This is a genomic window from Brotocaccenecus cirricatena, from assembly GCF_020687045.1.
GTDB lineage: Bacteria > Bacillota > Clostridia > Oscillospirales > Oscillospiraceae > Vescimonas > Vescimonas cirricatena.
The window spans coordinates 1-19,422 of sequence record NZ_JAJEPW010000054.1; the positions used below are offsets into that span (position 1 = coordinate 1).

The window sequence follows — 19,422 nt, forward strand, 5'->3', positions numbered from 1 at the left end:
GCGGGGCCCATGTGCCCCGCCGAAACCCGGATGTATACGGTTTAGTCCTCCTCCACGTCACCCACGATAGCAATATGCAGCTCATCCAGCTGCTTCTGCTCCACGGTGGAGGGGGCGCCCATCATGATATCCTGGGCGTTCTTGTTCATGGGGAAGGGGATGATCTCCCGGATGGAGCTTTCGCCTGCCAGCAGCATGATCATGCGGTCCACGCCGGGAGCGATGCCGGCATGGGGAGGCGCACCATAGCAGAAGGCGTTGTACATGGCGGGGAACTTCTTCTTTACGTCCTCCTCGCCCAGACGCACCAGCTCAAAGGCCTTGACCATGATCTCGGGATCGTGGTTCCGGACGGCGCCGCTGGACAGCTCCACGCCGTTGCACACCAGGTCGTACTGGTCGGCGGTGATGGTCAGGGGGTCGATCTCGCCCCGCTCGGCCTTCAGCAGCACCTCCAGGCCGCCGCTGGGCATGGAGAAGGGATTGTGGCAGAACTCCAGCTGGCCGGACTCGTCGCCGATCTCGTACATGGGGAAGTCCACGATCCAGCAGAACTCATAGCGCTCCTTGTCCATGTGGCCCTCGCAGGCCACGCCGAAGGTCTTGATCAGCACGCCCACGGACTTGGTGGCGGCGGCCCCGGCGGCCACCAGCACCAGGGTGTTGGGCTTCAGGTCCAGGGCCTGGGTCAGCTGCTCCTGGATACCGGTGACGAACTTGGCGATGCCGCCGGCCAGCTGGCCGTTTTCGTCCATCTTGAACCAGTAGGCCTTGGAGCCGGACTGCACCTCGCAGTCGCCCAACAGCTTGTCGATCTGCTTGCGGGTGAGCTTGCAGTCGGACACGGGGACCATCTTCACGGTCTGACCCCGCAGGGCCTCGAACTCGCTTTCGGCGAACAGGGAGGTGACGTTTTTGCAGGTCAGGTCGATGCGCAGGTCGGGCTTATCGGAGCCGTAGGTCTCCATGGCGTCCCGATAGGCGATGCGGCGGAAGGGGGCGGAGGAGGCCACGTTATAGGTGCCGAACTTGGCGAAGATGGGAGGCAGCACGTCCTCCAGCACGGCGAACACGTCCTCCTGGGTGGCGAAGGCCATTTCCATATCCAGCTGATAGAACTCGCCGGGGGAGCGGTCGCCCCGGGCGTCCTCATCCCTGAAGCAAGGAGCGATCTGGAAATAGCGGTCGAAGCCCGCGGTCATCAGCAGCTGCTTGAACTGCTGGGGAGCCTGGGGCAGGGCATAGAACTTGCCGGGGTGCTTCCGGGCGGGCACCAGATAATCCCGGGCGCCCTCCGGGGAGGAGGCGGTCAGGATGGGGGTGGTGATCTCCAGGAAGCCGTGCTGGGTCATGGCCGCACGCAGGGCGGACACCACCTGGCACCGCAGGATGATGTTGCTCTTCACCGCCGGGTTCCGCAGGTCCAGATAACGATATTTCAGACGCTGGGTCTCGTCGGCCTCCCGGCTGCGGTTGATCTCAAAGGGCAGGCTGTTGTACCGGCAGCGGCCCAGGACCTCGATCTTCTCCGGCACCACTTCCATGTCGCCGGTGGCCTGCTTGGGGTTCTTGCTGGCCCGCTCCCGGACGGTGCCCTCCACGCTGATGGTGGACTCCTTGTTCAGGCCGTTGATGATGTCCATCATCTCCTGGTTCTCCACCACCACCTGGGTGGTGCCGTAGAAGTCCCGCAGCACCACAAAGGCGAAGTTCTGGCCCACGACCCGGACGTTCTCCATCCAGCCCACGATTTTCACGCGCTGACCCGCGTTGGCCAGCCGCAGCTCCCCACAGGTATGGGTTCGCATCTGCATCATATGAATCGCTCCTGTTCTGATAAAGATTTGTATAGTTTGGTTAAAATATCACGTTCTGTATTGAATTACTTGATTACAAGTTGAAATATTTCATTCAGATATTTCGGTTTGTATTTATTATTCCAGGATGACCTTGCCCTGGTTTCGCTGGGACAGTCCCTGGGTGATCCGGGACAGAGTGTCCTCAAAGGACAGCTTGGTCTGCTCGCCGGAGGTCATATCCTTGCAGGCCACCTGTCCTGCGGCGATCTCGTCGTCCCCCAGGAACACCACATAGGGGACCCCCAGCTTGTCGGCATAGTTCATCTTGGCCTTGAACTTTTTCTGCTCTGTATACAGCTGGGTGCGGACGCCTGCACTCCGCAGCCGGGTAGCCAGCCGGATGGCCGGCGTCAGGTCCTGGGTCATGGGCAGGATCAGCACATCGGCGGGAGCCGTGGGCAGCTGGGGGTTCAGCAGACCTTGCTCGCCCAGCACATAAAAGAGCCGCGTCAGGCCGATGGAGATGCCCACGCCGGGGAGCTGACGTTCGGTATAATACGCAGCAAGGTTGTCGTAACGTCCTCCGGAACACACGGAACCGATCTCCGGATGGTCCAGCAGGGTGGTCTCATACACCGTGCCGGTGTAGTAGTCCAGGCCCCGGGCGATGGTCAGATCCACGGCGAAATTTTCCTCCGGAACGCCGAAGGCGGAGAGATAGCGGGTGACGGTGTTCAGCTCCTCCAGACCCTGGTCGAACAGCTCGTGCCGCCCCTGATACCCGGCCAGAGCGTCCAGTACCTGCCGGTTGCTGCCGGTGATGGAGATGAACCGCATGATCTCGTCGGCCTGCTCCGCCGTCAGTCCCACGTCCTCCGTCAGGCAGGTCCGGACCTTGCCGGCTCCGATCTTGTCCAGCTTGTCCACGGTGCGCATGATGTCGCCGGACTGCTCCGTCAGGCCCAACATGGCGTAAAATCCGTTGAGGATCTTCCGGTTGTTGACCCGGATCTGGAACCGGGTCAGGCCCAGGGAGGTGAAGGTCTGATAGATGATGGAGGGGATCTCCGCCTCGTTGGTGATGTCCAGCTTGCCGTCGCCGATGATGTCGATGTCCGCCTGATAGAACTCCCGGAAGCGGCCCCGCTGGGCCCGCTCGCCCCGGTATACCTTGCCGATCTGATACCGGCGGAAGGGGAAGGCCAGGTCGTTGTAGTGCAGGGCCACATACTTGGCCAGGGGCACCGTCAGGTCAAACCGCAGGGACAGATCGGCGTCGCCCTTCTGGAAGCGGTAGATCTGCTTCTCGGTTTCGCCGCCGCCCTTGGCCAGCAGCACCTCGCTGGCCTCGATGACCGGGGTGTCCAGGGGAGTGAAGCCGTATCGGCTGTAGGTGGTGCGCAGGATCTCCATCATCCGCTCCATCTGCTGCTGCGGGGCAGGCAGCAGCTCCATGAAGCCGGAGAGAGTCCGGGGGGTCACAGTTGCCATGGTGAAATATTTCCTTTCTGTTGTGTATTTCGGTTTTGGTACGAAAAAATGCGCTCCCGTCCCGTGTTTGGGACGAGAGCGCATGGATACGCTTCGTGGTGCCACCCAAATTCAGCCCGTAAAGGGGCCCTCGCAGCTCCTGTTACGGGGAGCGGGCCGTGGATGTTTCCATCCCCGCTGGGGGACTGTCTTCGCTTCTCCTGCCGGGGCGCGCTTTCAGCCGGTGTCGCGCCTCTCTGGTGCCGGTGGGGGTGAAGGTACTCCTGTCTCCTTTATGGCGGTCGTTCTTCCTATTTTATGGCATTCGGGCCCGCTTGTCAAGCGGTAAAGGGTTTGGTTTTGGGATTGACAATGTCGCGCCAGGCCAGGTCGCCCCGGGCCAGGCCCAGCACCAGCATCTCGGCGGTGGCCACGTTGCTGGCATAGGGGATATTGTTCTGGTCGCACAGGCGGAAGATATTGGCCACGTCCTCGTCAGGGACTTTCTGGTTGGGGTCGCTGAAGCAGAGAACCATGTCCAGCTCATTATAGGCAATGCGGGCTGCAATCTGCTGGCCGCCGCCGTGGTCGAAGGACAGGAAGCGGTGGATGCGCAGGCCGGTGGCCTCCCCAATCTGGAGGCCGGTGGTGGCGGTGGCGCAAAGGGTGTGCTGGGCCAGAATGCCGCAGTATGCGGTGCAGAACTGGACCATCAGTTCCTTTTTGTTGTCGTGGGCGATCAGTGCGATATTCATGGAGGCACTTCCTTTCGTGTTTTCAGATTCGCATCAGGGGCACCTGGTGCCCGGTGATGCGCCGTGCGATGTTTTCATAGGCCCGGGCCGCGTAATAGTTGATATCCCGCAGGGGGATGCCCCGGTTCAGGGCATAGGGGACGTCGCCGTCCTCCGGCACCACCCCCAGCAGGGGCAGCCCGGCGGCATCCATGGCGTCGTCGATGGTGCTGTGGAGGGCCCGGAGCAGCTTCTTCTGCACCCGCCCCACCACCAGGAACAGACTCTCTGTGGTGAAGCGCTTGTCCAGCAGCATCACCGTGTGCTGGGCGTCCCGCAGGGCGGAGGCGTCGGTGGTGGTGATGACCACCACGCAGTCGGCGCAGCCGGTGGCCAGCCGGAAGCCCTGACCCAGCCCCGCCGGGGCGTCGATCAGGCAATAGTCATACTCCTGGCGCACCTGGTCCAGCAGCTGCCGCATCTGCTCATCGGTCACGTCCAGCTGTCCCCCGGGGGACAGGGGAGCGGTCAGCAGATGCAGCCCGGGATACTTGGGGTGATCGGCCGCGGCGTCGGACAGGGAGCAGCGGCCGGCGATGACGTCGGAAAAATCCATCAGGGCCTTGTCCGTCAGCCCCAGGGCCAGGTCCAGGTTCCGCAGGGTGATGTCGCAGTCCAGGCACAGGGTATTTTTCCCAAGGGCGGCCAGCGCCAAACCCACGTTGGCGGTGAAGGAGGTCTTTCCGGTGCCGCCCTTGCCGGAGACCACTGCAATGATTTTTCCCATATCCAGGTACCTCGTATACAGTTGGGGACTCAGCCCAACGGCGCTTTTTTAATGCGGGCAAAGGGCCGGGGATAGGCTGCCGGGGTGGGACGCTCCTTCCGGATGATGACCACCCGGTGCCGCACGTCCGTTCCGGGAATGGTATAATCCCAGATTTTTCCAATTTTGCCCCCCAGCTGGGCAATGGCGCTTCTGGCGCGCTGAATCTCGTCGTCGGTATCCACCGACTTCATGGCCAGGAACTGACCGCCCACCTTCACCAGGGGCAAGGCCAGCTCACACAGTACGTTCAGCTGGGCCACGGCCCGGGAGGCGGCTATGTCGAACTGCTCCCGATGCTGCCGGGCGAACTCCTCCGCCCGGGCGTGGACGCACCGAACCCGCTGCAGGCCCATGGCGTCCACGGTCTCCTGCAAAAAGTCGATGCGCTTTCCCAGGCTGTCCAGCAGGGTCAGGTCAAAATCCGGCTCCAGCAGCCGCAGGGGCATTCCCGGGAATCCGGCCCCGGTGCCTACGTCCACCACCTGCTTGCCCCGGAAGTCCGCCGCCGTCAGCAGGCAGGCGCAGTCCAGCAGGTGCAGCCGCGCCACGTCTGCCGGTTCGGTGATGGCGGTCAGGTTCATGACCTGGTTCTTCTCCAGCAGCCGCCGGGAAAACTCCGTCAGTGCCGGGATGCTTCCCGTGTCCAGTCCCAGCTGGGCCAGACCCTCTTTCAGAATGGCTTCCAAATTATTTCTGCTCCTTCAGCAGGTCCCGGATCTCCGCCAGCAGCTCCTCAGTGGTGGGACCGGCAGGCTCCTCCGGCGCGGGCTCCTCATCCTTCTTCTTCAGGGCGGCCAGCTTGTTCATGGCTTTCACCAGCAGGAACATGGCAAAGGCCACGATGATGAAGTCCAGAATCACCGCCAGCAGATTGCCGATGCCCAGCATTACCGGCGCAGCATCGCCCGCTGCCACGGCGGCCCTGTTGAGAACGATGTTCCACTGGGTCAGGTCGATGCCGCCGGTGATAAGACCGATGAGGGGCATGATGATGTCGTTGACCAGGGAAGTGGTGATCTTGCCGAAGGCGGCGCCGATGACCACGCCGATGGCCATGTCCAGGACGTTGCCGCGCATGGCAAACTCCTTGAACTCATGAAAAAACTTCTTCATAAGTATCCTCCTTCCGTCCTCAGTGCTTGGGAACGATGCGGTCGTGGCCGCCCATATAGGGCCGCAGGGCCTGGGGGATCAGCACGGAGCCATCGGCCTGAAGGTTGTTCTCCAGGAAGGCGATCAGCATCCGGGGAGGGGCCACACAGGTGTTGTTCAGGGTATGGCACAGCTGCATCCTGCCGTTTTCGTCCTTGTAGCGGATTTTCAGCCGCCGGGCCTGGGCGTCGCCCAGATTGGAGCAGGAGCAAACCTCGAAATACTTCTGCTGCCGGGGAGACCAGGCCTCGATGTCGCAGGACTTGCACTTCAGGTCCGCCAGGTCGCCGGAGCAGCACTCCAGCTGCCGCACCGGGATATCCAGGGACCGGAACAGCTCCACGCTGTAGCGCCACAGCTGTTCGTACCACTTCTTGGAGTCCTCGGGCTTGCAGACCACGATCATCTCCTGCTTTTCAAACTGGTGAATGCGATAGATGCCCCGCTCCTCAATGCCGTGGGCGCCCTTCTCCTTCCGGAAGCAGGGGGAATAGGAGGTCAGCGTCTGGGGTAGGGACTCGGCGGGCACGATCTGGTCGATGAACTTGCCGATCATGGAGTGCTCGCTGGTGCCGATCAGATACAGGTCCTCGCCCTCGATTTTATACATCATGGCGTCCATGTCGGTCTGGCTCATGACGCCCTCCACCACGTTGCCGTGGATCATAAACGGGGGAATGCAATAGGTGAAGCCCTTGTCGATCATGAAATCCCGGCCATAGGCCAGCACGGCCTCGTGGAGCCGGGCGATATCGCCCATTAGATAGTAAAATCCGTTGCCGGACACCCGCCCGGCGGCGTCCATGTCGATGCCGTCGAAGCGCTCCATGATCTCCGTGTGATAGGGAATATCGAACTCCGGCAGCTTGGCCTCGCCGAAGCGCTGGACCTCCACATTGTGGGAGTCATCGGGGCCGATGGGCACGGAGGGGTCGATCATCTGGGGGATGACCATCATGATCTTGGTGATCTGCTGGGTCAGACGGCCCTCCATCTCCTCCAGCTGGGCCAGCCGGTCGGCGTTGGCTTTCACCTGGGCCTTGGCCTCCTCGGCCTCCGCCAGCTTACTGGGGTCCTTCTTGGCCTGACCCATCAGCATACCCACCCGCTTGGACAGCTGGTTCCGCTGGGCCCGCAGGTCGTTGGCCTCGTTCATGGCGGCCCGCTTCTCAGCGTCCAGGGCAATGACCTCGTCCACCAGGGGGAGCTTGGCGTTCTGGAATTTCTTGCGGATGTTTTCCTTAACGGCTTCCGGATTGTCCCGGACAAATTTGATATCAAGCATGGCTTTTATCGCACCTTTCCGTGTTTCACGTGAAACATCATGGTTTTTTGATGGTGTGCAGGGCCTCCAACAGCTCGTTCAGGTCGTCCACACCGTAATATTCCAACTCAATGCGCCCTTTCTTCTTGCCGGAGACAATGCGGCATCCCCGACCCAGGGTGTTCCCCAGATCCCGGGCGGCCTCCTGGGCATAGTCCACGATCAGACCGGCAGGGGAGGGCTTCTCCTTCTTTCCGGCGGTGAGTTTCTTCACCAGCTGCTCCGTCTGCCGGACGGACAGGTCATTTTTCAGGATGGTGGCCGCCGTGGTCTCCTGCAGGGCAGGGGACAGGGGCAGCAGCGCCCGGGCGTGGCCGTTGGTCAGCCGTCCGTCCTCCACCATGGCCCGCACTGGAGGACACAGGTTCAGCAGACGCAGGGCGTTGGCCACGGCAGACCGGGACTTGCCCACCCGCTGGGCGGTTTCCTCCTGGGTCATGTTGTACTGGCTCATCAGCACCTGATAGCCCTCGGCTTCCTCGATGGGGTTCAGGTCCTCCCGCTGGAGGTTCTCGATCATGGCCAGCTCCATGGCTTTGCGGTCGTCGGCCTCGATGACGATGGCCGGCACCTGGGTCAGTCCCGCCATGCGGGCGGCCCGCCAGCGGCGCTCACCGGCGATGATCTGGTAATAGCCGGACTGCAGCTTCCGCACCGTCAGCGGCTGGATGATGCCGTGCTCCCGGATGGAGTCGGCTAAGTCCGCCAGGGACTCCGGGTCAAATTGCTTGCGGGGTTGGGATGCGCAGCTTTCCACCTGAGAAATCGGCAGAAACAGACTGCTCTTTTCCTCCTGAGAGTCGATCACGTCGTCTCCCAACAGGGCGGCCAGGCCTTTGCCCAGCCCTTTTGGGTTGTTGGCCATTGCTGAAACGCTCCTTTCCGCACAGAATCAGGTATTTTTTTTGAGAAATTCGTTGGCCAGAGCCAGATAGGCCTCCGCGCCTCGGCAGCCCCGGTCATAGGCCGTGATGGGCTTTCCGTGGCTGGGCGCCTCAGACAGGCGGATGTTCCGGGGGATCACCGTGGCATACACCTTCCCGGGGAAGAACCGCTTGACCTCCTGGGCCACCTGAATGGCCAGGTTGGTGCGCCCGTCGAACATGGTCAGCAGCACGCCCTCGATCTGGAGCCGGGGATTCATGTTCCGCCGGACGATGCGCACGGTGTTCATCAGGTCGCTGAGGCCCTCCAGGGCGTAGTACTCCCCCTGAAGCGGTACCAGCAGGGAGTCCGCCGCGCACAGGGCATTCAGGGTCAGCAGCTCCAGGGAGGGGGGACAGTCCACGAAGATATAGTCGTAATCCTCCCGGACGGCGTCCAGGGCGCTGCGCAGCAGAAACTGCCGGTCCGCCATTTCGATCATCTCCACGCCGCCCCCGGCCAGGGCCTTGCTGCTGGGCAGCACGTCGCCATAGGGGGTGGTGACGATGGCCTTCCGGGTCTCCACGCCGTTGATAAGCACGTCATACACGCCGTTGGACACGGATTTGTCCACCCCCATGCCGGAGGTGGCGTTGGCCTGGGGGTCAAAGTCGCACAAAAGCACCCGCCTCCCAAGGTATTTCAGGGCCGCAGCCAGGTTGACACAGGTGGTGGTCTTCCCAACGCCGCCTTTTTGATTCACGATCGCCACGATTTTCGCCACTTTGTCCACACTCGCTTTCTGTCGGTCTTTATTTTAGTATATCACATTTTCAGTCGGTTTCAATAGAAAATCTGCAAAATGAGAAAAAACTTGAGAAAAATGTTTCACGTGAAACAGCGAAACCAACACGCAAAAAGGGTGGATGTTTCACGTGAAACATCCACCCCGTGAGTCATATCAGGATCATCCCCGAAACCGGCGGCAGCCGCAGCCGCAGCTTCCCGCCGGGGGCATAGAACTGCTGGAAGGTCAGGGCCTCCCGGGCCAGCTCCCGGGGCCAGGGGATGGTTACCTCTGCGGCGTCCTCGCCTGCGTTCAGGGCAGCCACGGTGATCTCGTCTCTCAGCTGCCGCCGCAGCACCAGAACGCCGCTCCGGGCATGGAGATAGGTCAGGTCCCCCTCCTGCATGGACAGGCGCTCCCGGCGCAGCTGCCCCAGCTGCCGGAAGAAGGCCAGCAGCTCCTGGTCCTCCCGGCCCCAGGGATAGGTCCCCCGGTTCAGGGGGTCCTCAAAGCCCTCCATCCCGGCCTCGTCCCCGTAGTACACCGTGGGGGAGCCGGGGAAGCAGTACAGCAGCATCTCGCCCACCCGCAGCCGGGCCTGGCCCTTCTGCCGCTGGGCAGGAGAGAGGCGGTACGCCGCCCGGCCGTCCTTGGTATCCGGCACATCCTCCGCTCCCAGCAGGGTCAGGATCCGGGGCGTGTCGTGGGTGCCCAGAATGTTCAGGGCGCTGTAAAAGGCGGGCCGGGGATAGTGCTCCCGGATGACCTCCATGGTGTCCCGGAAGACGGCGGCGTCGCCGCCCCGCAGCCAGTCCAGGGCCGCCGTCCGGAAGGGATAGTTCATCAGCCCGTGGGTCTCGCTGCCCAGCAGATACCGCCTGCGCTGGCTGTAGGCGATCTTGTTGCTGCCGTCCTCCCACACCTCGCCCAGCAGGAAGCTGTCGGGCTTCTCCTGGTCCATGGCACTGCGAATTTCGGCAATGAAGTCGTCCGGCAGCTCGTCGGCCACGTCCAGCCGCCAGCCGGAGGCCCCCTGCCGCAGCCAGTGCCGCACCACGGAGTCTCCGTCCCGGATGATGAACCGGCGATAGCTGTCCGCAGACTCCTGCACCGCCGGCAGGGTCCTGATGCCCCACCAGGCGTCGTAATCCTCCGGCCAGGGGTGGAAGGAGTACCAATTATAATACTGGGACTCCCGGCTCTGGGCCGCCCCCAGCTCCGGATAGAATCCCTGGGCGTTGAAATACCGGCTGTTGCTGCCGGTGTGGTTGAACACCCCGTCCAGCATCACCCGGATGCCCCGGCACCCGGCCTCCCGGCACAGGGTGCGGAAGTCCTCCTCGGTGCCCAGCATGGGGTCAATGCGCCGGTAGTCCGCCGTGTCGTACCGGTGGTTGCTGTCGGACTCAAAAATCGGACACAGGTACAACGTACCTACTCCCATACTCTGTAGGTAGTCTAATCGGGAGGTGATCCCCGCCAGACTGCCGCCGAAGAAATCGTTGTTGCGGATGATCCCCTGGGTGTCGGGCCGCCACACCGGGGTGTCGTCCCAATCCTGGTGGACCACCCGGTCCCCCACCATCCCGGCGGGGTCCGGCCCCCGGGTGCGGCAGAACCGGTCCGGGAAGATCTGATAGGTGATCCCCCGGCCAAACCAGGCGGGGGTAGGGCGGCTGTCGTCATAAACCGTCAGCTGCCACCGGGCCTGGTCGTCGAAGCCGTGAAGGCCGTATAGCCTTTGCCCCTCCGGATACGAAAACCGGAAGGCGTACCACACCAGCTCCGGCTCCTCCGGGGCGGTGTATACCCCCTGCCACCGGCCGTCATCGCCGGGGGACAGGGCCACCTCCTGCTCCGTACCCGCAAATTCCCGCCGCAGGAGCAGCGTCACGCCGGTAACGTTTTCATCCCCCGGTCGAACCGCGAAACGGACAGTGGCGCCGCACACGGCGGCGCCAAAGGGGGACTTATATTCCGTATCGCGGGAGTCAAAGATCTTGCTCATGGAATGCCTCATTTCAGCAGGGTATTTTCGCCGATGACCACGGCGCCGATCTCCTCCTGGGAGAAATAGGAGTTCACAATGTCCACGGCGGTGGAGGCCAGGGCCGCACCGGAGCCGCCCTTCTCGATGACCACGGCCACGGCGATCTGGGGATCGTCATAGGGGGCGAAGCACACGAACACGCCGTTGTTGGTGTTGGCGATACCGGTTTCTGCGGTACCGGTCTTGGCGCCGGCGGACACCACGCAATTGGAGAAGTAGTAGGACAGGCTCCCGGTGGTCAGGTTGTGCATGCCCTCCTTCACCGCCTGCAAGGTGCTGTCGCTCATCTCCACGGTGTTCAGCGGCGCCTTGTCATAGGCGTAGATCACCGAGGAGTTGTCGTAGGATTTCACGTTTTTCAGCAGATGGGCCTCATAGTGCTGGCCGCTGCCCACCAGGGTGGCGATGTAGTTGGCCAGCTGCAGGGGCGTGAACAGGTCATAGCTCTGGCCGATGGCGGCGGTCAGGGTCTGGCCGTCGGTCCACTCCAGACCGTTGCGTTCGGCAAACTCCGGGGTGGCCATGGAGCCCTTGGCCTCGGCACTTCCCGCCCCGCCGATCTCGATGCCGGTATACTCGCCCAGACCGAACTGCCTGGCGTAGTCCGCCAGGGTCTTGATACCCGTCAACCGGCCCACCTCATAGAAGAAATAGTTGCAGGACACGGTGATGGCCTGGGACACGTTGACCCGTCCGTGGGTGCCGCCGTACTCGTTATAGATCCAGCACCGGGGCTGGGGAGATTTGTAGTAGTCATACACGCCCCGGTCCACAATGGTGGAGGAGGGAGTGATGATCCCCGACTCCAGGGCCGCCACGGCGGTACAGGGCTTAAAGGTGGAGCCCGGGGCGTATGCGCCGCCGATGGCCCGGTTCAGCAGGGGAGTGCCCACGGTGTCGCTGACCAGCCTGCTGTAATCCTGGTCAAAGGTGGACAGGTTATAGGTAGGATAGCTGGCCATGGCCAGCACCTCGCCGGAGCCTACCCCCACCACCACCGCCGCGCCGCCCCGGACGATGCCGTCCTTGGCGGTCATGGCCTCGATGGTCTGGGCCAGGGACTTCTCCGTGTCCTCCTGCACGTCGATGTCCAGGGTCAGGGCCACGGTGCCGCCGGGCTGAGGCTCCTTGGTGTAAAGCTCGCCGGTGATCTTCCCCTCCTCGTTGGTGGTGATGATCCGAGTGCCCTTGGTGCCGTGGAGATAGGACTCAAAGGCCTTCTCCGCGCCCTCCCGGCCCACCAGGGAGTTCATGGAGTAGCCCTCCATGTCCCGATAGCCGGTGATGCCGTTTTCCGGGTCGCCCACCCAGTCCTCGTAGTAGATGGGGCTCAGCCGCCCCAGCACATGGGCGGCATATTCGGTGTTATACACCCGGGCGGAGGCGGTGCCGGTGGATACCCCCTGATACTGGCCGTCTGCCGTCTGGCTGATCAGCTCCACGGACACGTCGTCGGCAAAGACGTACTGTGCGTCCGTCAGACTCTTCACCGCCAGCTCATACCGCACCCCGGCGATGGTCCGGGCCTGGTCGTCGGTATAGCTGCTGTCGATTTTGAACAGCTCCCGCAGCTTGGCCATGAACCGGTCCGGCTGCAGGGTGGGGGTCACCTGGGACAGCTTGGAATAGGGGATGCTTTTGTTCTTCAGGAACAGGGCGAAGCCCTCGCTGTCCTGGGCGTCGGTATAGCTGTAGGGCGCGGTTTTGCTCAGGGGCAGGGTATCGTTCCAAACGGTGTTGTTCTCGGTGCACAGGTCCGTCAGCCGCAGAATGGCGGCGTTCAGGTCCTGGTCATTCTCAAAATCCTTGGCGGAGAAGATCAGGGTATAGGTCAGCCGGTTGGACACCAGCACCTTGCCGTTGCGGTCGGTGATGATCCCCCGGGAGGCCTCCACCGTCTCGCTGGCGGCGTTGCTGGCCAGGGACTTGGCCCGGTTTTCCTCCCCGTGGAGGATCTGGGTATAGTACATCACCCCGGCGAAGGCCAGCAGGCACAGGCCCATCAGCCCCGTCAGCGCCCAGATGCGGACCCGCATCGGGTCAAATGCGTTTTTCTTCATGGCACGCCTCCTATCTCAGGATCCGGTTGTGCACGCTGCGCAGCAGCAGATACACCAGCGGCGACAGCACCACCGTCACGGCTAGCTCCCGCCCCGTCAGCGACAGGGCGGCGCTCAGCTCCACCCCCTGCCGGAAGGTCAGCAGCACCGTGTGCAGCAGGTCCGTGATCACCAGGGCCAGAGCCGCGCACAGAACGGCGCACAGGAATCCCTGGCTCAGAAGCCGCTTGGCGATCATCGCCGCCGGCAGCGCCGCCGCCAGAAACGCCAGGGTATAGAAGCACGGGATGACCCCCGGCATAGTCAGGTCGCACAGCAGGCCGAAGATGCCGCCGAACACGGCCCCCTCGGCGGGACCCTCCAGCATGGCCATGATCCCGGCGATCACCGGCGGCAGAAACGGGTGCACCGCCCACACGGAGATGCGGTTGAGCACCAGGGACTGCACCAGAACCAGCAGCAGCACCGCCCCGGCGTAGTACAGCCATTTGAAGAACATATCCCGTTGGTTCATGGATTGATTCATGGCCGCTCCTCTCAATCCACGATGGTGAAGTCCGTGATCACGAACACCTCCACCAGCTGGGTGATATCGGTTTTGGGGACGATGGTGGCGTAGCGGGTCAAGCCGTTGTCATCGGTTTTAATCTCCTCCACGGAGCCGATGACCAGTCCCGAGGGATAGTAGCCTCCCAGGCCGGAGGTGACGATCATGTCGCCGTTGATGAGGCTGGATTCCCCCTCCAGGTACGACAGCTTCAGCTTTCCCTGCCCCATCAGGGCCAGGTCCCCCATGGCCACCGTCACCTCGCCGGTGCGGAACACCAGGGCCCCCAGCTGGGAATCCGTGTCCAGGATGGTGGTCACGGTGCACCAGTTGGCGCCCGCCTCGGTGACCACTCCCACCAGATAGCCGTATTGATCCACCACGCAGTCGCCGATGGCCACGCCCAGGCCGGTGCCCTTGTTCAGGGTCAGGGTCCTGGACCAGTTGGAGGTGCTGCGCTCGATGACCCGGGCCGCCTCAAAGGTGAAGTCCCGCCGCTGCTGCCGCAGACCGTTCAGGTCCCGCAGCCGCTGGTTCTCCTCGCTGTCGGTCTTGGCCTGACGCGCATCCTCCTTCAGCTGGGCGTTTTCCTTGCGCAGCTCCTCGATCTCCTGGCGCAGGGCTTCCACCGTCTCGAATCGCTGGCCGATGTTCTGGAACCATCCGGCCACGGCGGAACCCGCCGCCCGGAAGGGATAGGTGACCACCCCGGCGGCGTTCTGCAAAAAGCCCGTCTGGTTGCTGACGGCGCTGGCGATACACAGCCCCACCGCCACCACCACCACAGCGGCCAGCATCATAATGCCGTTTTTCTGAAAAAATCGTTTCATAGCGTATTCCTTATCGTCGAGTTTATCAAAAAAGCCTTTTTTGATAAACTGGTCACAGCAGCGTCACGCCGAACTCCGCCAGCATCCGGCTCAGCAGCAGCACCGGCAGACCCATCACGTTGAAAAAGTCCCCGTCGATGCGCTCCACCAGCAGGGCCCCCTGGCCCTGCACGCCGTAGGCCCCGGCCTTGTCCATGGGCTCGCCGCCCCGGATATAGGCCGTCAGCTCCTCCCGGCCGGCGGGCCGGAAATACACGTCCGTGGACTGGGCCCGGGTCAGGGACCGCTGTCCCTGCCGCAGGGTAACCCCGGTGCACACCGTGTGCCGCCGCCCCGCCAGGTCCGTCAGCATCCGCAGGGCGTCCGCCTCATCCTTGGGCTTTCCCAGCCGCTGTTGGTCCAGAAACACCATGGTGTCGGCGGTGATGACGATCTCGTCCTCCTCCGACGGCACCGCCTGGGATTTCTCCCGGCTGATATACGACACGATCTCCGGGGGCGTCAGGCCCTGGGGATACCACTCCTCTACCTGAGGCACCCGCACGGTGAAATCCCGGATGCCGATCCGGGTCAGCAGCTCCTGCCGCCGGGGGGAACCGGAGGCCAGCACGATCCTTGCCATGGCCTCACCTCCCGGTGGAGCCGAAGCCGCCTGCGCCCCGCTCCGTCTCGTCCAGCGCGTCCACCTGCACCAGCTCCGGCCGCACCACCGGCACCACCATCAGCTGGGCGATGCGGTCCCCGGGCCGGATGGTATAGTCCTCCCCGGACAGATTCACCAGCCCCACAGAGATCTCCCCCCGATAGTCGCTGTCGATAACGCCCACGCCGTTGCTCAGGCCGATCCCGTGCTTGAACCCCATGCCGCTGCGCACAAACACCAGGGCCGCATAGTCCGGGGAGGGCAGGGCAATGGCGATCCCTGTGGGGATGCCCATCCGCTGGCCCGGGGCCAGGGTCACGTCCTCCTCCATGCACGCGCACAGGTCCATGGCTGCCGCTCCCGCCGTCTTATACTGGGGCAGCGGGAACTCCCGGCCTATTTTCGGCGACACCGCCTTGATTTTAAGCTCCATTGTACCACTTGCTCCTATTGAATATGAAAACAAACTGTGAAAAGATTGTAAAGGTTGATAACCGGGCGTATTTATTCCACGCCCCGGTAGAACAGCCCCCGGGTCAGCTGGTCCGGCCGGTAGTCGCTGCGGCCCTGATAGGCCCGCAGCACCCGCGCGCACTCCTCCGGCGGCTCCGTGGTGAACCGCAGCCGCGCCCGGGTCAGCCCCAGCTGCCGCCACTCCGGCTTATCCGCCAGGAACAGCACCTTACTGTTCTCGATCTCGCACCGGTGGCCCCACTGGCCCACCAGGGGGAACTGCGCCCCGGTGCGGTCCACCAGGACATTCTCCTGGCCGCACCGGCAGGCAGGGGAGCGGTCCGCATAGTCCCGCCCGGCGTCCCGGCAGCCCAGCTGATTGCGGATGACGCAGTTTTCCATGATCATCAGCGGCAGGCGGCCATATACCACCGCCTCGCAGGGCAGAACCTTCCGCAGGTCCCGGATCTGCTGCCACCGCAGCTCCATGGACACGGCGGCGGCCTCCAGCCCCAGTTCCTTCCAGAACAGCAGGGACTCACTGTTGAAAAGATTCAGCCCCAGGTCCCCCCACAGAGGCAGACCCAGCCCCTCGGTAATGGGCAGATGCCCCAGATTGCCGATGGCCACGGCGGAGAGCTTCTGCCGGTGCCGCTGCAGTAGGGCCCGCAGCGCCGCCTGGTCCTCCGTCCGAAAAATCCGGGGCAGAACGGCGCAGATATGGGTCATCTCCGCCCAGCGGTTCAGGTCAATCTTTTCCAGAAGCTCCGCCGGAACATACACCGTCTCGCACTGGGCCAGGGGCTCCGTCAGCTGCTCCGGCCGCATAATCGAACAGGTCAGCACCGGCGCGTCAGGCCCCGGCTGGGCCTGGGGCAGGGGAGAGGGGGTACCCGTCCGCCGCACCGGCGGCTGGGCCAGGGCGGCCTCCAGGCCCTCCAGAGCCTGCCGCCGCAGGGCGTTCACGGCGCTGGCCGGCAGCATCAGCCCCTCCTCCAGCTCCACCCGGGTTTCCCGGGGCCGGAACACGGTGCCGCCGGTTTTCTCCAGCCGGGATTGCAATTCCTCCGCCGTCAGAGCCCGGTTCCGGGCCTCCTCCGGGGTGGGACCCTCCGCCCGGACGACGTGTCCCCCGGCGCTGGCCGTCAGGGATACCGGCTCCCCGGCCCGCAGGGTGCAGACCATGTCCACCGGCACCCGGCGGCTGTCCTCCCTGCTGTACCCGGCCTTGGCCCGGGCAAACAGCTCCTTGGGCTCCGGGGCGTTCTCCGGCCGGGTGCCGAACATCTCCGGCCCGGTGCGCCCCTTATAGTATCCGTCGGTGAAGCCGCTGCGGGAGAAGGCGGCCTCCAGCTGCCGGGACTCCTCCCGGCTGGGTCCCCGCTTCTCATCCAGCAGACGGCGATAGATTCCCGTGATCACCGCCACATATTCCGGCCGCTTCATGCGGCCCTCCAGCTTCAGACACGCCACGCCCATCTGTTTCAGCTCCTGCACATAGTCCGCCAGATTGGCGTCCTTCAGGCTCAGGGGATGGCCTCCGGCGGTCTTTTCGTTGACGCCGTAGGGCAGGCGGCAGGGCTGGGCGCAGGCTCCCCGGTTGCCGCTGCGTCCGCCGATCACGGCGCTCATTTCGCACTGACCCGAGTAGCACATGCACAGGGCCCCGTGCCCGAACACCTCGATTTCCGCGGGACAGCCCCGGGTTATGGTGTGGATGTCCCGGCGGCTCAGCTCCCGGGCCAGCACCACCCGCTCCAGGCCCAGCTCCGCCGCCCGGCACGCCCCGCCCAGGGTGTGCAGGCTCATCTGAGTGCTGGCGTGGAGGGGAACATCGGGCGCAATTTCCCGGGCCAGCCGCCAGATGCCCCAGTCCTGGATGAGAATGGCGTCCACCCCCATGTCCGAGGCTTTTTTCAGGGCCTCGGCGGCGGCAGGCAGCTCCCGGTCCGTCACCAGGGTGTTCAGGGTCAGATACACCTTCACCCCCCGCAGATGGCAGTAGGCCACGGCCTCCCGGAACTCCTCGTCCGTGAAATTCCGGGCGCTGCGCCGGGCGTTGAGCCCGCCGAAGCCCATGTACACGGCGTCTGCCCCGTTCTGCACGGCGGCCACCATGGCCTCCCAGCCCCCGGCGGGGCTCAGCAGCTCCATCATTGGCCCCGGCCCTGCTGGGCCTTAAACAGCTGGCGCTTCAGCTCCGAGGCCTCATTCTTGGCCTGAGTGGCCTCGTCCAGATAGTTTTTCACCTGGCGGCGCAGATTCTCCGCCGCCGCCTGATTTTTCAGCAGCTCATCCGCCAGGTTCACCGCCGCCAGCACCGCCGCGTCCGTCTGGCTCACGTGCAGGGCATCCAGCACCTGGCGCATCTTCTCGTCCACCAGTGCGCCTACCTTCTCCATATATGCCGCGCTCTCGTCTGCCACCAGGGTATACTCCTGGCCGCAGATGTTCATTGTCACCTTATTTGCCATGTCGTCCTCCTATTTATGTAAACCGCAAAAAGAGTCATACCGATACAGAATCCATTATACCACAAAATCCCGCCGGGAAAAGCCTTTTCTGCCGAAAAGGAGAATTTTGTGAAAAACCTGCCTGGGCGGCTTTACGAACCGGGGGATTTCGTGTAAAATAAAGGGGTTCCGAAGGAAACAGAAGGGAGGGCGCGGCTATGAGCGGCTATATCCTGCGGGAAAATGACCCCAGCATCGTGCTGACGGCGGACCAGGTGGACCGCCTGGTGAAAAACGGCGACGGCGACGCCGCGCTTTTATACCTGCTTCTGATGCGGGCGGACCGGGGCATCACCGAGCAGGAGCTGCAGTCCCGGCTGCGCTGGAGCCAGCTGCGGCTGAACGCGGCGGAAACGGGCCTGCAGCGGCTGGGCCTGATCCAGCGCCCGGCGGAGACGCCGCCTCCGGCCCCGGCGGAGGAGCGCCCGGTATACAGCGCCCAGGACCTGGCGGCCCTTCTGGAGGACGACCGCTCCTTCCGGATGCTGATCCCCCAGGTGGAGGAGAAGCTGGGCCGCAAGCTGAAAACCGCCGACCTGCAGGTGCTGGCAGGGCTGTATGACGACCTGGGCATGCCGGCGGACGTGATCTATCTGCTGGTGAACCACTGCATCACCCGGTCCGAGGAGCGCTACGGCCCCGGCCGCCGCCCCACCCTGCGCCAGATCGAGAAGGAGGGCTACTACTGGGCCCGCCAGGGCCTGTTCGACCAGGACAGCGCCGCCCACTATCTGAAAACCTGGCGGGACAGACAGCAGGGCCAGTCCGCCTATATGCAGGTGCTGGGCCTGGGCCAGCGCCGCCCGGTGGCCAGCGAGGAAAAGTACATCTCCGATTGGATGGACAAGGGCTTCCCGCCGGAAACGGTGGCCCTGGCCTACGACAAGACCATATTCTATAAAAAACAGCTGGAGTGGCGGTATCTCAACGGCATCCTCCGCCGCTGGCACGAAAACGGCTGGCACACGCCGGAGGAGGTCCAGCAGGGCGACGCCGGAAAGCCCGCCCAGCCGTCCCCGAAGCCGGACAAGCCGGATCAGGACAACTCCCGCATGGAAAAATACATGAAGTGGTAATATAAAGCGGTAAAGGAGGGAACCCCATGCCCTACGACGGAAAAATTCTCAGCCGGGCCATGGCCCGCTTTGACGAGGATAAGCAGCGCCGGGCCCGGCAGTTCCGGGAGCGTCAGCAGCAGCTGTTTGCCCGGGAGCCGGAGCTGGCGGACATCGACCGCCGCCTGCGCGGCACCATGAGCCAGATCATCACCAGGGCCCTGAAGGGGGGCCGGGACCCGGTGCCTGCCATCCACGCCATCCGGGACGAGAATCTGGCCCTCCAGCGCCGCCGTGAGGAGCTCCTCACGG

The 19,422-nt window shown here is 63.7% G+C and carries 18 protein-coding genes and 1 pseudogene; 2 read left to right on the plus strand and 17 right to left on the minus strand.

Annotation, left to right across the window (positions count from 1 at the left end):
• Positions 1-41 precede the first annotated feature (41 nt).
• The 17 genes from aspS to zapA form a co-directional block, all read right to left on the minus strand.
• Positions 42-1,817 carry an aspartate--tRNA ligase gene (aspS, locus tag LKD37_RS13745; protein ID WP_302929710.1) on the minus strand — a complete coding sequence of 592 codons (1,776 nt, stop codon included), beginning with the start codon at positions 1,815-1,817 and terminating at the stop codon, positions 42-44.
• A gap of 117 nt (positions 1,818-1,934) precedes the next feature.
• The gene (gene hisS / locus LKD37_RS13750) at positions 1,935-3,290 is read right to left on the minus strand and encodes a histidine--tRNA ligase (protein WP_302929711.1); all 1,356 of its coding nucleotides are present in this window, start codon (positions 3,288-3,290) and stop codon (positions 1,935-1,937) included.
• Positions 3,291-3,607: 317 nt separating this feature from the next.
• Entirely contained in the window at positions 3,608-4,024 is a 417-nt protein-coding gene (locus LKD37_RS13755) for a methylglyoxal synthase (RefSeq protein WP_302929712.1), read from the minus strand.
• Between the two features lie 22 nt (positions 4,025-4,046).
• Positions 4,047-4,790 (minus strand): AAA family ATPase, encoded by a 744-nt coding sequence (locus tag LKD37_RS13760; protein ID WP_302929713.1) that lies wholly within the window; start codon positions 4,788-4,790, stop codon positions 4,047-4,049.
• Positions 4,791-4,819: 29 nt separating this feature from the next.
• Positions 4,820-5,518, minus strand: coding sequence for a 16S rRNA (guanine(527)-N(7))-methyltransferase RsmG (rsmG, locus tag LKD37_RS13765; RefSeq protein ID WP_302929714.1), 699 nt, complete (start codon positions 5,516-5,518; stop codon positions 4,820-4,822).
• Between the two features lies 1 nt (position 5,519).
• Positions 5,520-5,945, minus strand: coding sequence for a large-conductance mechanosensitive channel protein MscL (gene mscL / locus LKD37_RS13770; protein ID WP_302929715.1), 426 nt, complete (start codon positions 5,943-5,945; stop codon positions 5,520-5,522).
• A 19-nt stretch (positions 5,946-5,964) separates the two neighbouring features.
• Positions 5,965-7,269 (minus strand): serine--tRNA ligase, encoded by a 1,305-nt coding sequence (gene serS, locus LKD37_RS13775; protein ID WP_302929716.1) that lies wholly within the window; start codon positions 7,267-7,269, stop codon positions 5,965-5,967.
• Between the two features lie 37 nt (positions 7,270-7,306).
• A complete protein-coding gene (locus tag LKD37_RS13780; RefSeq protein ID WP_302929717.1) occupies positions 7,307-8,173 on the minus strand; it encodes a ParB/RepB/Spo0J family partition protein in 867 nt (288 codons plus the stop codon).
• Positions 8,174-8,200: 27 nt separating this feature from the next.
• Positions 8,201-8,956 (minus strand): ParA family protein, encoded by a 756-nt coding sequence (locus LKD37_RS13785; protein ID WP_302929727.1) that lies wholly within the window; start codon positions 8,954-8,956, stop codon positions 8,201-8,203.
• A 172-nt stretch (positions 8,957-9,128) separates the two neighbouring features.
• Positions 9,129-10,967: a glycoside hydrolase family 13 protein gene (locus tag LKD37_RS13790; protein WP_302929718.1), complete on the minus strand. Its 1,839-nt coding sequence runs from the start codon at positions 10,965-10,967 to the stop codon at positions 9,129-9,131.
• A gap of 8 nt (positions 10,968-10,975) precedes the next feature.
• A complete protein-coding gene (locus LKD37_RS13795) occupies positions 10,976-13,069 on the minus strand; it encodes a penicillin-binding transpeptidase domain-containing protein (RefSeq protein ID WP_302929719.1) in 2,094 nt (697 codons plus the stop codon).
• A 10-nt stretch (positions 13,070-13,079) separates the two neighbouring features.
• Entirely contained in the window at positions 13,080-13,595 is a 516-nt protein-coding gene (locus tag LKD37_RS13800; RefSeq protein ID WP_302929720.1) for a hypothetical protein, read from the minus strand.
• A gap of 11 nt (positions 13,596-13,606) precedes the next feature.
• A complete protein-coding gene (gene mreC, locus LKD37_RS13805; protein ID WP_302929721.1) occupies positions 13,607-14,446 on the minus strand; it encodes a rod shape-determining protein MreC in 840 nt (279 codons plus the stop codon).
• Positions 14,447-14,498: 52 nt separating this feature from the next.
• A complete protein-coding gene (locus LKD37_RS13810) occupies positions 14,499-15,068 on the minus strand; it encodes a Maf family protein (RefSeq protein ID WP_302929722.1) in 570 nt (189 codons plus the stop codon).
• A 4-nt stretch (positions 15,069-15,072) separates the two neighbouring features.
• Positions 15,073-15,522, minus strand: coding sequence for a dUTP diphosphatase (gene dut / locus LKD37_RS13815; RefSeq protein WP_302929723.1), 450 nt, complete (start codon positions 15,520-15,522; stop codon positions 15,073-15,075).
• 71 nt (positions 15,523-15,593) lie between these two features.
• Positions 15,594-17,699: a U32 family peptidase gene (locus tag LKD37_RS13820; RefSeq protein ID WP_302929724.1), complete on the minus strand. Its 2,106-nt coding sequence runs from the start codon at positions 17,697-17,699 to the stop codon at positions 15,594-15,596.
• Positions 17,696-18,016, minus strand: a complete 321-nt coding sequence (gene zapA / locus LKD37_RS13825) for a cell division protein ZapA (RefSeq protein WP_302929725.1) — start codon at positions 18,014-18,016, stop codon at positions 17,696-17,698. The genes LKD37_RS13820 and zapA overlap by 4 nt, the downstream gene beginning before the upstream one ends.
• Before the next feature lie 197 nt (positions 18,017-18,213).
• Here zapA and LKD37_RS13830 point away from each other — a divergent pair, with 197 nt between their 5' ends.
• On the plus strand, positions 18,214-19,131 hold the full coding sequence (locus LKD37_RS13830; RefSeq protein ID WP_302929726.1) for a DnaD domain protein: 918 nt from the start codon (positions 18,214-18,216) through the stop codon (positions 19,129-19,131).
• 26 nt (positions 19,132-19,157) lie between these two features.
• Positions 19,158-19,422, plus strand: a pseudogene (locus LKD37_RS13835) (ATP-binding protein); the annotation flags it as partial.

What these genes read in the sequence shown, in the direction of transcription:
- aspS (WP_302929710.1), bottom strand. Translation starts at nt 1,817, where the DNA reads ATGATGCAGATGCGAACCCATACCTGTGGGGAGCTGCGGCTGGCCAAC.
- hisS (WP_302929711.1), bottom strand. Translation starts at nt 3,290, where the DNA reads ATGGCAACTGTGACCCCCCGGACTCTCTCCGGCTTCATGGAGCTGCTG.
- LKD37_RS13755 (WP_302929712.1), bottom strand. Translation starts at nt 4,024, where the DNA reads ATGAATATCGCACTGATCGCCCACGACAACAAAAAGGAACTGATGGTC.
- LKD37_RS13760 (WP_302929713.1), bottom strand. Translation starts at nt 4,790, where the DNA reads ATGGGAAAAATCATTGCAGTGGTCTCCGGCAAGGGCGGCACCGGAAAG.
- mscL (WP_302929715.1), bottom strand. Translation starts at nt 5,945, where the DNA reads ATGAAGAAGTTTTTTCATGAGTTCAAGGAGTTTGCCATGCGCGGCAAC.
- serS (WP_302929716.1), bottom strand. Translation starts at nt 7,269, where the DNA reads ATGCTTGATATCAAATTTGTCCGGGACAATCCGGAAGCCGTTAAGGAA.
- LKD37_RS13780 (WP_302929717.1), bottom strand. Translation starts at nt 8,173, where the DNA reads ATGGCCAACAACCCAAAAGGGCTGGGCAAAGGCCTGGCCGCCCTGTTG.
- LKD37_RS13790 (WP_302929718.1), bottom strand. Translation starts at nt 10,967, where the DNA reads ATGAGCAAGATCTTTGACTCCCGCGATACGGAATATAAGTCCCCCTTT.
- LKD37_RS13795 (WP_302929719.1), bottom strand. Translation starts at nt 13,069, where the DNA reads ATGAAGAAAAACGCATTTGACCCGATGCGGGTCCGCATCTGGGCGCTG.
- LKD37_RS13800 (WP_302929720.1), bottom strand. Translation starts at nt 13,595, where the DNA reads ATGAATCAATCCATGAACCAACGGGATATGTTCTTCAAATGGCTGTAC.
- mreC (WP_302929721.1), bottom strand. Translation starts at nt 14,446, where the DNA reads ATGAAACGATTTTTTCAGAAAAACGGCATTATGATGCTGGCCGCTGTG.
- LKD37_RS13810 (WP_302929722.1), bottom strand. Translation starts at nt 15,068, where the DNA reads ATGGCAAGGATCGTGCTGGCCTCCGGTTCCCCCCGGCGGCAGGAGCTG.
- dut (WP_302929723.1), bottom strand. Translation starts at nt 15,522, where the DNA reads ATGGAGCTTAAAATCAAGGCGGTGTCGCCGAAAATAGGCCGGGAGTTC.
- LKD37_RS13820 (WP_302929724.1), bottom strand. Translation starts at nt 17,699, where the DNA reads ATGATGGAGCTGCTGAGCCCCGCCGGGGGCTGGGAGGCCATGGTGGCC.
- zapA (WP_302929725.1), bottom strand. Translation starts at nt 18,016, where the DNA reads ATGGCAAATAAGGTGACAATGAACATCTGCGGCCAGGAGTATACCCTG.
- LKD37_RS13830 (WP_302929726.1), top strand. Translation starts at nt 18,214, where the DNA reads ATGAGCGGCTATATCCTGCGGGAAAATGACCCCAGCATCGTGCTGACG.